Consider the following 12,091-nt stretch of genomic DNA (forward strand, 5'->3'; position numbering starts at 1 on the left):
AATATTATATTTGTTTACTATTAAAAACCTAAATGAAAAAAACTACCCTCATTTTAATCTGCCTTTTCATAGCTACCCTAGCACAGGCACAAGAAAGAACTATCACAACCGCAGTACCCTTTTTATTAGTAGCTGCCGACGCCAGAGCAGCAGGTATGGCCGACCAAGGAGTTGCCACATCTGTAGACGCTTTTTCTCAACAATGGAATCCCGCAAAATATGCCTTCTCCGAAGACAAACAAGGATTCTCTGTTAGTTACACCCCCTATCTTACTGATTTAGTAAATGATGTTTCATTAGGACAAATTACCTATTACAACAAACTAAACGAACGAAGTGCCTTTGCAACGAGCTTCCGTTATTTCGGCTTTGGGGATATCGCATTGCGAGAAACAGATAATCCATCTGAGCAAGAAAGAATTGTATCTCCGAATGAATTTGCTCTTGACGGATCCTACTCATTGAAACTAAGTGAAAAGTTTTCTATGGCGGTAGCTGGAAGATACATTCGCTCCAATTTGAAAATTGCATCAGAAAATATAGATGCATCTCCAGCAAGTTCTTTTGCGGTAGACATTGCCGGTTTCTATCAATCAGAAGAAATTGCATATAGCGATTTTAACGGTAGATGGAGAGGTGGTTTCAACATCCAGAACATGGGGCCAAAAATCAAATACGATAATGATGAAATCAATGCTAATTTCTTACCCGCTAATTTAAAAGTAGGTGGAGGATTTGATTTTATCTTAGATGATTACAATAAAATTGGTTTAGGTGTAGAATTTAGCAAGTTATTAGTGCCAACACCACAAAATTCTGACTTAAATGGAGATGGAAAAATTAACGGCTCAGAAGAGATTGCTCTATTAAACAAAAATAGAGAAGATTACCGATCAATAGGCTGGGCATCTGGAATTTTCAAATCTTTTGGCGACGCGCCAGGCGGTTTTAGTGAAGAATTAAAAGAAATCACCTATAGCATTGGTGCAGAATATATGTATCAAGACTCATTTGCATTCCGAATGGGATATTTTCATGAAAGTCCAGAAAAAGGAGCTAGAAAATTCTTCTCTTTAGGTGCAGGTTTCAAATACAACGTTGTTAAAGTAGATGTTTCATACCTATTCTCTACTTCAAACGTAAAAAATCCATTAGAAAACACACTTCGTTTCTCTCTAACGTTTAACTTTGGGGACAAATATGAAGTATATTAATCGCGAATAATAAAAAACAATTATAACAATCCAAATTTCAGTTTATTGAAATTTGGATTTTTTTTCCTAAATACATAATGAAAGAAATATCTATTACAACACAATTTTCAGTTTTTGAATCTATCGAAGAACTTTCAAAAGACATCCAAGACTTAATGAACGAAGCAATCGCTATCCGTAAAAAAGCCTATGCGCCCTATTCTAAATTTAGAGTTGGCGCAGCATTACTTTTGGATAATGGCAAAATTGTTTTAGGCTCAAATCAGGAGAATGCAGCTTATCCATCAGGACTTTGTGCAGAACGAGTAGCTATTTTTCACGCAGGAGCTATTTATCCTGAAGCGAAGATTTTAAAAATTGCAATTTCAGCTGCTTCAGACACCAATCAGACAACAGCTCCTATTCCTCCTTGTGGATCTTGCAGACAGTCAATTGCAGAATACGAAATAAAACAAGAGACCCCTATCGAAATTTATTTCATGGGCGAAATAGGTGCCATTTACCAATCTGCATCCCTAAAAAATTTACTTCCTTTTATGTTTGATAAAAAGTTCTTGTAAAAAAAACCAAAAATTAGCGTTTAAATTTTAGTTCTAAGTAGGAAAGTCTTATTTTTGCATCCCGACCCTTCGGGCGCAAATTTGTGGGAGGAAACTATTTTGCGTTATAGGCAACAATTGATAACAGAAACACTTTAGCAAAAGAAAGAATTCAGATGAAAGAAGTTACAAAAGAGGTATATTTAAAGTGGTATGAAGACATGCTACTTTGGAGAAAGTTTGAAGACAAACTAGCAGCATTGTACATCCAACAGAAAGTAAGAGGGTTTCTTCACCTATACAATGGTCAAGAAGCTGTACTAGCTGGTGCATTGCATGTCATGGATTTGACAAAAGATAAAATGATAACTGCATACAGAAATCACGTACAACCAATTGGTATGGGTGTTGACCCAAAACGTGTGATGGCTGAACTTTTAGGAAAAGCAACAGGAACATCTAAAGGAATGGGTGGATCTATGCACATTTTCTCAAAAGAGCACCGTTTTTACGGAGGTCACGGAATTGTAGGTGGACAAATTCCTGTAGGAGCTGGTTTAGCTTTTGCAGATAAATATTTTGAAACAGGTGGTGTAACCATGACTTATTTTGGAGATGGTGCCGCAAGACAAGGTTCTCTGCACGAAGCTTTTAATATGGCTATGCTATGGAAACTTCCAGTTGTATTTATTGTTGAAAATAATGGATATGCAATGGGAACTTCTGTTGAAAGAACCGCAAACCATACTGACATCTGGAAACTTGGTTTAGGATACGAAATGCCTTGTGGACCAGTCGACGGAATGAATCCAGTGAAAGTTGCTGAAGCTATGTACGAAGCTATTGAAAGAGCACGTCGTGGTGATGGTCCAACATTCTTAGAAATGAAAACATACCGCTACAGAGGACACTCAATGTCTGATGCACAATTATATCGCTCAAAAGAAGAAGTAGAAGAATACAAGAAAATTGACCCAATTACACAAGTTCTTGATGTAATAAAAGATCAAAAATTTGCTACTGAAGAACAAATTGAAGAAATAGATCAAAGAGTAAAAGACTTGGTAGAAGAATGTGTGAAATTTGCTGAAGAATCTCCATATCCTGAATTACAACAACTTTACGATGTAGTATACGCACAAGAAAACTATCCATTTACACCTCATAAACTATAAATCATGGCGATAAAAGTAACAATGCCTCGTTTGAGCGATACTATGACGGAAGGAACGGTAGCAACTTGGCTTAAAAAAGTAGGAGACAAAATTAGCGAAGGAGATATCCTTGCTGAAATTGAAACCGACAAAGCAACAATGGAATTTGAGTCTTTCAACGAAGGAACTCTTTTATATATAGGAATCCCAGCTGGAGAAACTGCTCCGGTTGACTCATTATTAGCAATTATAGGAAACGAAGGCGAAGATGTTACGGCATTGATCGCTGGAGAAGACGCTCCTGCTGTCGAAGCTCCAAAAGCTGAAGCTACTCCTGCAGCAACTACCGAAGCACCAACTCCTACAAAAGCTGCAACAGAATTACCAAAAGGCGTTGTTGTTGTAACTATGCCTCGATTAAGTGACACTATGACTGAAGGTACCGTTGCAACTTGGCTTAAAAAAGTTGGTGATGCTATTGCTGAAGGCGACATACTTGCTGAAATCGAAACAGACAAAGCAACAATGGAATTTGAATCTTTCAACGAAGGAACATTATTATACATTGGAATTCAAGAAGGAAACACAGCTCCTGTAGATAGTTTATTAGCTATCATCGGGCCTGCTGGAACAGATATTTCGGGTATTGCCGAAAACTATACTGCTGGTGGTGCTCCTGCAAAAGTAACAGCAACAGAAGAAACTAAAGTAACTCCTGCTCAAGAAACAGCAGAAACTGTTGAAGTAGTTAGTGATGGAAAAAGAATTCTTGCTTCACCTTTAGCTAAGAAAATAGCTTCAGACAAAGGAATTCAATTATCTCAAGTAAAAGGAACTGGTGAAAACGGTCGTATCGTAAAAAGCGATATCGAAAACTTTACACCAGCAACAACTGCATCTGCTCAACCAGCTGCAACCGTTACTAAAACTCCTGAAGTTACTGCTGCCGCACCAAAAGTTTTTGTTCCTGCTGGAGAAATTTTCACAGAAGAGATTAAAAATTCTCAAATGCGAAAAATTATTGCTAAGCGTTTAGCAGAATCATTGTTTACAGCTCCTCACTACAACTTAGTGATAGAAGTAAGCATGGATGAAGCAATGACATCTAGAGCAACAATAAATAGCGTTCCAGATACAAAAGTATCTTTTAATGATATGGTAATCAAAGCTTGTGCTTTGGCATTGAAAAAACACCCAAAAATAAATTCACAGTGGAAAGAAGATGCTATCATCATCAACCACCATGTAAATATTGGTGTTGCAGTGGCTGTTGAAGATGGATTAGTAGTTCCTGTATTGAAATTTACAGATGCTATGAGTTTATCTCAAATTGGTGCTAGCGTAAGAGATCTTGCTGGAAGAGCTAAAAATAAAAAACTGGGGCCACAAGAAATGGAAGGAAGTACTTTTACAGTATCTAACCTTGGAATGTTTGGTATTACAGAATTTAATTCAATCATAAACCAACCAAACTCAGCTATCCTTTCAGTAGGTGCAATTGTAGAGAAACCAGTAGTTAAAAACGGTCAAATTGTAGTTGGAAACACAATGATGTTATCATTAGCTTGTGACCACAGAACAATTGACGGTGCAACTGGTGCTCAATTTTTACAAACATTGAAACAATACATCGAAAGCCCAGTTACAATGTTGGCATAATTTTGTCAATCTAAGTAGAATTCAAGCTTATTAATATTAAAAATCCCATTTTGAACTTTCAAAATGGGATTTTTTTATTTAATTTACATTTTAAACCAATTTTTTATAAAAATGAAAAAATTATATCTACTAACCCTTTTTTTAACAGCATTAGCTTGTCAGAAAAAAGACGAAACAAATAAACCAACAGTTGTTAAAGACGAGCATTCATACTCAAGACAAGAGTTAGCCGTTGTAAAACACTTAGACCTTGACATTAAAGTTGATTTTGAGACACAATCCATTACTGGAAAAGCATCTTGGGAAATCGACAACGTTAGCAAAGGCAACGAAATTATCTTTGATGAAAACACCCTTAACATCACTAAAGTAACTCTAGGTGATGATGAAAAAGAAACCAAATTTGAGCTTGGCAAAGAAGTTGAATTCCACGGAAAACCACTTCATATTACAATTGAACCAAATACAACCAAAGTAAATATTTACTACAGCACAAGCAAAGACGCTGTAGCTTTACAATGGTTAACCCCAGCACAAACGGCAGACAAAAAGAAACCTTTCCTTTTCTCTCAAGGTGAAAGTGTTTGGTCACGTACCTGGATTCCATGTCAAGACTCACCAGCGATTCGTTTTACTTATAATGCAAAGGTTACCGTTCCTAAAGATTTAATGGCCGTTATGAGTGCCGTTAATCCACAAAAGAAAAACAATACAGGAGTTTATACTTTTAAACAAGACAAAGCGATACCATCGTACTTAATGGCTATTGCAGTCGGAGATATTGAATTTCAATCAATTGATAACAGAACAGGCGTTTACGCAGAACCATCAGTACTTAAAAAAGCAGCATGGGAATTTGCTGAATTAGGAAAAATGGTAGTTGCAGCCGAAAAACTTTATGGCCCATACCGTTGGGGCCGTTATGATGTATTAGTTTTACCACCTAGCTTCCCTTATGGCGGAATGGAAAACCCTAACTTAACATTTCTAACCCCAGGAGTTTTGGCTGGTGATCGTTCATTAACTAGCTTATTAGCACATGAATTAGGACATAGCTGGAGCGGAAACTTAGTAACCAATGCAACATGGGATGACATTTGGTTAAACGAAGGGTTCACTACTTACGTAGAACATCGAATTGGCGAAGCTATCTTTGGTAAAAAAGAATTCGAAATGCAAAATGTTATCATCCGCAAAGAATTAACTGATAATATCACAGAACTAGGAGACACGAACCCAGATACAAGACTTAAAGTTAGTTTAACTGGGAGAAATCCCGATGACGGATTAAGTTTGATTCCATATGTAAAAGGATACGCTTTTTTAAGAGTTATTGAAAATGCGGTAGGACGCGAAAAATTCGATGTGTTTATTAAAAACTATTTCGATGCAAACGCATTTAAATCTATAACAACAGAAGATTTTGTAAAATATATAAACGAAAATCTAATTAAGGGAGATAAAACTCTTGCTGATAAAATAAAACTAGATGAATGGATTTACAAACCTGGAATTCCATCAAATATTACTCGAGTAAGCTCAGCAGATTTTGATGCAATTGATAAAATCCAAAAAAGCTGGAGAGAAACCGGAGTTAAAGGATTAAGTCAAAAAATTACAACAACGGCAGAAAAACAGCATTTTATAGACAATCTTCCAACAGATATTACTGCAAAAGAAATGGAAGCACTTGATGGTGAATTTAACTTTACAAAAGGCGGTAATTTCGTTATCAAACGTCAATGGTTTATTCCTTCTATTGATTACAAATATACAGCAGCTTACCCTGCAATCGAACAATTTTTGATTTCAACCAGCAGAACTGGATCAGTAATGATGCTTTATAAAGAAATGGCAAAAACACCTAAAGGAAAAATTTGGGCAAAACAAATCTTTGATAAAGCAAAAACAGGTTATCACGCAACAACCGTTCAAGCTGTTGAAGGCGTTTTAAAATAGTATTTAGTTTCAGTTTACAGTCGCAGTCTCAATTTTCAGCTTACAATCTGACCGAAGACTGCGACTGAAAACTGAAAAGCAAAAAATCCCCAGTTACACCTTGTAATCGGGGATTCTTTTTATTCTTATTTGTCATTCCGAGGAACAAGAAACATTCTTGTGAAAACAATTGCCCTAGCCCCGATAGAAGTGGAAATCCTTTTGCTTTTTTCTTTAAAAAGCAAAAGATTATAGCGAATAGCGGGATTAGCTCCTAAAAAAAATACAGGGAAAATTATCCATTACATAGCGTAAATTCTCCATGTCCTAAAATCTGTAATCATAGCCAAAAGAGAATTATACATGACCAACAAAACAGTCAAAGAAATTGCATATGAACTAGGTTATGAAGATGAACACTACTTTAGTCGATTTTTTAAAACCAATGCCGATGTGTCACCTCAAATTTATAGAGAAACAGTAGGCTTTGGAAAAATGGAAGCTTAATTTTTATTTTTTGCCTCAATCCATTTAGACATATATTTTGTACTTCTCATAGTATGATACTGTAACATACTTCCAATAAAGTTATTAGCACGATGTGATTGCAAATTAGATTGTATATGAAAAATCATTTTCATAAAATCAGTCGCAAAATTGTTTTTTAAATAGCGCGTATTAATTATTTCAATTCCATTTAGTTGAGCTTCGTTCCAACTATTTTTATCTTGATATAATTCTATAGCGGCTTTAGCAAAACCTTCAGCATCATCAATAATAAAACCATTCCAAGGTAACTCACCATTCATAGCTTCTGCACCTATTGTTGTTGTTACACTAGGTGTTCCAACTTCCATAGCTTCAACCAACTTCCCCTTTAAACCAGCACCAAATCGTATCGGAGCCAAAACTATCCTAGATTTTCTTACTACTTCCTGAGCATTATCAGCACGCCCCATAATACAAAAACCAAATTTAGGTTCGTGCAATTGCAATACCTTTTGCGAAGGATAAGCACCATAGATATTTAAAACTGCATCCGGCAATTGTTTTTTTATCAAAGGCCAAATTGACTCTTTTAGATATTGAACAGTATTCCAATTAGGCTCATGCAGAAAATTACCAATAAAAATAAAATCAGTCCTTTCTTCAAATAGAGGTAATTCTTTTAATATATCCTCAAAAATTGGATTCAATAAAAAAGGCAAATAGTATAATAAAGAAGAATCAATTTTAAATACCGATTCTAGCAACTCCATCTCGAACTCAGAAATTATCAACGACAAATCACAACGCAAAATACTAGCAATTTCTCTCTTTGCCACTTCTTCTGAAAATAAATCGCTAACTACAAAGTTTCTATTTTCTTTGAATGCTTTTTGACGCGCCTGACGCAAACAATGTAAATCCTCAGTATCCAAAATACGCAATGCATCTGGACAATTTTCAGTCACACGCCAACCAAACTGTTCTTCAATCATAAAGCGGTCAAACAAAACAATAGATGGATTTAACTCTTTTATAAAATCATCAAAACTAGAGCAGTTTAAAGCAATTGACTTTTTTTCAATTCCTAATACTCGTAAATCAATCATAAAATCGCTATCCAGAGCCGGGCTAGCAAAAGTAATATCAAATCCTTGCTCTTGAAAAATTGAAATTAATTGCATCATTCTTCCTCCTGCTGCCGATGAATTTGGCTCTGGCCATACAAAACCAATTATTAAAAACTTTCTAAGCTTACTCATACCCCCTTAATTTATTTCAACTACAAAATAATACTATTTAAGTGGCAAACTCATCATAAAATCCAAAAATCAGGAATAAAACACTAATTTTGTAGGCTATAAATTAAAGAACATGTTAGGATTAAAATTAGCTACAGACCCACGTTGGGTAACCATTGTTGAATCAAACATCGAAGAGATTCTAACCGACCATGCTTGGTGTGAGCAAAAAGCTGCTTCAAATGCTATTAGTTTAATAACTTACAATTCAGAATTAGAAGAATTAGTAACCGAGTTATTAGTAATTGCAAGAGAAGAATTAGAGCATTTACAAATGGTACATGATTTAATTAAAAGAAAGGGATTAACCCTTGGCCGTGAACGCAAAGATCATTACGTAAATGAGTTATTTAAATTCATGAAAAAAGATGGCAGCCGAAAAGATGCATTAGTTGATCGTCTGTTATTTTCTGCTATGATTGAAGCCAGAAGCTGTGAACGTTTTAAAGTCCTTTCAGAAAATATTCAAGATCAAGAATTAGCAAAATTCTATCGCGATTTAATGATATCAGAAGCTGGACATTACACTACCTTTCTTGGATTTGCAAGAAAGTACACAGACAATATAGATGTTGATAAACGTTGGGCTGAATGGATTGAATTTGAAACTTCAATTATTACCAATTATGGTAAACAAGAAACTATTCACGGATAAAGACTAATTTATTTCACCCCCCCATATTATGGCAAAGAGGAATTTGAAACCCATTTTATACAAAATAGCAAAATACATTGGAATAGCCTTTGTTGTTATTTTGACGTTGCTTTTTATAACTCCCTATATTTTTTCAGATAAGATAAAAGAAGAAATAAAAAAAACAGCAAATAAGAAACTTAATGCTGAACTAAATTATTCAGATGCCTACATTTCTTTTTTTCATCATTTCCCATCACTAACTTTAACTTTAAATGACTTAAAATTAAATGGATCAGCTCCATTTCAAAAAGAAAATTTTGTTACTGCAAAAGAAGTTTCTTTCGGTATTAATATAAGTAGTTTACTCTTTGGAGAAACTGTTAGCATCGACCAAATATATTTATCTAATTCTTTTATTAATGTAAAAGTTAATAAAAATGGAGAAGCAAATTATAACATCTATAAATCATCCGAAGCCGAAGAGGAAAAAGAAGATAGTGATGACACCTCTTTAAAATTAAAAAAAATTGAAATTATAAATAGTAAAATAGTCTATGATGATCAATCAACCAATGTACATTTAGATGTTTTTGGGTTTAATTATTCTGGAAAGGGAGATTTAAGTAAAGATATTTTTGACTTATATTCAAAAGCTAAAATCGAAAAACTCAACATCTTATATGAAAATGAGCCCTATTTAATGAATAAAAAGGTAGATGCTGACTTAATTACAAAAGTAAATGTAAACTCTTTATCATTCTTTTTCGAACAAAACAATTTAAAAATAAATCAATTGATTGTCGATTTTAAAGGGAAATTCGACTTTTTGAAAGACGGTTATAATATTGATTTTGTAATAAAGTCAAATAATAGTCAATTACATGATGTCTTTACAGCATTCCCTCCCAAATTCATTACTTGGTTATCAAAAACAGATTTAAAAGGAAATACAAATCTATTACTTACCCTAAAAGGTAAATATATCGCCTCACAGAATATTGCGCCAGATTTAAACGTCGATTTAAAAATAAGCGACGGTTATGTAAACTATAATAAAAGTTTATTTCCTGTTTCAAATTTAAATCTAGATATAAATACAAAATTACCTTCGTTAAATCCAGACCTTTTAATAGTTGATGCAAAAAACTTAGCCTTGAACATAAATAAAGATTATTTAAAATCTAAATTTTATGTAAAAGGAGTAAATACTCCAGAAATAAACGTTAACCTAAACAGTCAGATAGATTTAGAAAAATTAACTCAGGCATTTGGAATTCCAGACATTGAGTTAAAAGGGAATCTTATTGGAGATGTTAAAGCGAAAGGAATTTTTGATTTAAAAAACAAACTTTTCCCAGTAACTTCAAGCACCATAAACTTAAAAAATGGATATATAAAGACTAAATATTATCCAAATCCAATTACAGACATAACTATTGTATCAAAAATTAATAATAACAACGGAACTTTTGATGATTTGAAAGTTAAATTATCACCAGCTCAAATAACATTTGAAGGAAAACCCTTTTTTATTAATGCTGACCTGAGCAATTTTAATGATCTTACGTATGATATTAAAGCTAAAGGTGAACTAGATATAAGTAAAATATATCGAGTTTTTTCACAAAAAGGATTGGATCTAGACGGCTCAATTAAAGCCAATTTAGTTTTAAAAGGCAAACAAAGTGATGCCGAAAAAGGAAACTATAGCAAACTCAATAATAAAGGGACTCTTGAGATTAAAAATATCGGAATTGTATCTGAATACCTACCTAAGAAGTTTATTATTAAAGAAGGTATTTTTAAAATAAACCAAGACAAAATGTTTTTCAAAAACTTTACGTCAGCATATGGTCAGTCTGATTTTAAAATGAATGGATATTTACAAAATGTCTTTAATTTCATGACAACCAAAGCGGGTGTATTAAAAGGATCATTCGTCATAAATTCAAAGTACATCAATGCTGATGAATTTATGTCAAGTACAACTACTGAGACAAGCAATACAATTGTAGCCCCTAGTACAACTGAAGCGTCAAAAGTGGAAGTAACTCAAACAGGAGTGATTATAATTCCGAAGAATTTTAATTTACAATTTCAGGCAAATGCACAAAAGGTGAATTTTAACAAACTAACCTTAAATAATGCCAAAGGAAATCTTAAAATGAATAAAGGGATTTTAACTATGCAAAATACAGGTTTTAACTTAATAGGTTGCGAAGTAACTATGGACGCGACATACCAAGCTTTAACGATGAAAAAAGCTTTGTTTGACTATAGCATTAAGGCAAGCGATTTTGACGTTAAAAAGGCTTATAATGAAATTGAAATATTTAGAAAAATGGCTAGTGCAGCAGAAAAAGCACAAGGAACTATTTCGCTAGACTACAAATTAAAAGGGAGACTTAATGCAAACATGGAACCAGTTTATCCTTCATTAGTTGGTGAAGGAGTTATATCTATAAAAGATATCAAGTTATATGGCATGAAAATGTTTAATGCAGTAAGCAAAACAACAAGCCATGAAGGAATAAAAAATCCAGAAATTTCTAAAGTAGATATCAAGAGTAGTATTAAAAACAATATAATTACCCTAGAACGATTCAAATTCAAGTTTGCAGGTTTCAGACCAAGAATAGAAGGAACGACTAGTTTAGATGGCAAACTAAACATTAAAATGAGATTAGGTTTACCCCCTTTAGGGATTCTGGGAGTTCCATTAACAATAACTGGAAACAAAGACAATCCTAAAATAAAAATAGGAAGAAAATCAGAAGATTTAGAAGAAACTCAAGATACTGAAGATTAATCTAAAAGACAGATTCACAAGCCTGCTCAATAGAGCAGGCTTTTTTATGCTTATGTATAAGATGTTTTTCATTTAGCTAAACTCATTCAAAACACTCCTATTGCTTGTTTTAAACCTTTAATTATGAGAAAACAACATATAATATAACTAAGCTTTAACATTGTACTTCTCTCAAAGTAATAATATAAATGCATAATTAGAAATATTCTTTCATAGCGTTTATTTGTAGTTTAACCGCAAGGTTCACAAAGTTGAAACCGCTAAGTTCACAAAGCTTAATGATCTTTGCTGGTATTGTTATGACTCCATAGGTTTTCATATTAATCCACTATTTTAATAATAGAAGTACAAATG

General features: G+C 33.6%; 9 protein-coding genes. 8 read left to right on the forward strand and 1 reads right to left on the reverse strand.

Annotation, left to right across the window (positions count from 1 at the left end):
• Positions 1–32 precede the first annotated feature (32 nt).
• The 6 genes from porV (at position 33) to IUY40_RS15750 (ending at position 7,011) form a co-directional block, all read left to right on the forward strand.
• Complete coding sequence (gene porV / locus IUY40_RS15725) at positions 33–1,214, forward strand: type IX secretion system outer membrane channel protein PorV (protein ID WP_195737811.1); 1,182 nt, start codon at positions 33–35, stop codon at positions 1,212–1,214.
• Between the two features lie 77 nt (positions 1,215–1,291).
• Positions 1,292–1,774: a cytidine deaminase gene (gene cdd, locus IUY40_RS15730; RefSeq protein WP_195737812.1), complete on the forward strand. Its 483-nt coding sequence runs from the start codon at positions 1,292–1,294 to the stop codon at positions 1,772–1,774.
• A gap of 155 nt (positions 1,775–1,929) precedes the next feature.
• Positions 1,930–2,928, forward strand: a complete 999-nt coding sequence (pdhA, locus tag IUY40_RS15735; RefSeq protein WP_195737813.1) for a pyruvate dehydrogenase (acetyl-transferring) E1 component subunit alpha — start codon at positions 1,930–1,932, stop codon at positions 2,926–2,928.
• 3 nt (positions 2,929–2,931) lie between these two features.
• A complete protein-coding gene (locus tag IUY40_RS15740; RefSeq protein WP_195737814.1) occupies positions 2,932–4,566 on the forward strand; it encodes a pyruvate dehydrogenase complex dihydrolipoamide acetyltransferase in 1,635 nt (544 codons plus the stop codon).
• A 111-nt stretch (positions 4,567–4,677) separates the two neighbouring features.
• Positions 4,678–6,525, forward strand: a complete 1,848-nt coding sequence (locus IUY40_RS15745) for a hydrolase/aminopeptidase (protein ID WP_195737815.1) — start codon at positions 4,678–4,680, stop codon at positions 6,523–6,525.
• A gap of 321 nt (positions 6,526–6,846) precedes the next feature.
• On the forward strand, positions 6,847–7,011 hold the full coding sequence (locus IUY40_RS15750; RefSeq protein WP_317190934.1) for a helix-turn-helix domain-containing protein: 165 nt from the start codon (positions 6,847–6,849) through the stop codon (positions 7,009–7,011).
• On the opposite strand, the gene IUY40_RS15755 is transcribed toward IUY40_RS15750, so the two are convergent.
• A complete protein-coding gene (locus tag IUY40_RS15755) occupies positions 7,008–8,252 on the reverse strand; it encodes a glycosyltransferase (protein ID WP_195737816.1) in 1,245 nt (414 codons plus the stop codon). The two genes, IUY40_RS15750 and IUY40_RS15755, sit on opposite strands and share 4 nt — an antisense overlap.
• 112 nt (positions 8,253–8,364) lie before the next feature.
• Between IUY40_RS15755 and IUY40_RS15760 the strand changes: the two genes are divergently transcribed.
• Both IUY40_RS15760 and IUY40_RS15765 read left to right on the forward strand, forming a co-directional pair.
• Positions 8,365–8,946, forward strand: a complete 582-nt coding sequence (locus tag IUY40_RS15760; protein ID WP_195737817.1) for a tRNA-(ms[2]io[6]A)-hydroxylase — start codon at positions 8,365–8,367, stop codon at positions 8,944–8,946.
• A 28-nt stretch (positions 8,947–8,974) separates the two neighbouring features.
• Complete coding sequence (locus tag IUY40_RS15765; RefSeq protein WP_195737818.1) at positions 8,975–11,737, forward strand: AsmA-like C-terminal region-containing protein; 2,763 nt, start codon at positions 8,975–8,977, stop codon at positions 11,735–11,737.
• The last annotated feature ends 354 nt before the right edge of the window (positions 11,738–12,091 follow it).

The organism is Flavobacterium sp. ALJ2 (genome assembly GCF_015594725.1).
Classification (GTDB): domain Bacteria; phylum Bacteroidota; class Bacteroidia; order Flavobacteriales; family Flavobacteriaceae; genus Flavobacterium.

Excerpts from the sequence above, each read along its gene's own strand:
- porV (WP_195737811.1), top strand. The coding sequence starts at position 33 with ATGAAAAAAACTACCCTCATTTTAATCTGCCTTTTCATAGCTACCCTA.
- cdd (WP_195737812.1), top strand. The coding sequence starts at position 1,292 with ATGAAAGAAATATCTATTACAACACAATTTTCAGTTTTTGAATCTATC.
- pdhA (WP_195737813.1), top strand. The coding sequence starts at position 1,930 with ATGAAAGAAGTTACAAAAGAGGTATATTTAAAGTGGTATGAAGACATG.
- IUY40_RS15740 (WP_195737814.1), top strand. The coding sequence starts at position 2,932 with ATGGCGATAAAAGTAACAATGCCTCGTTTGAGCGATACTATGACGGAA.
- IUY40_RS15745 (WP_195737815.1), top strand. The coding sequence starts at position 4,678 with ATGAAAAAATTATATCTACTAACCCTTTTTTTAACAGCATTAGCTTGT.
- IUY40_RS15755 (WP_195737816.1), bottom strand. The coding sequence starts at position 8,252 with ATGAGTAAGCTTAGAAAGTTTTTAATAATTGGTTTTGTATGGCCAGAG.
- IUY40_RS15760 (WP_195737817.1), top strand. The coding sequence starts at position 8,365 with ATGTTAGGATTAAAATTAGCTACAGACCCACGTTGGGTAACCATTGTT.
- IUY40_RS15765 (WP_195737818.1), top strand. The coding sequence starts at position 8,975 with ATGGCAAAGAGGAATTTGAAACCCATTTTATACAAAATAGCAAAATAC.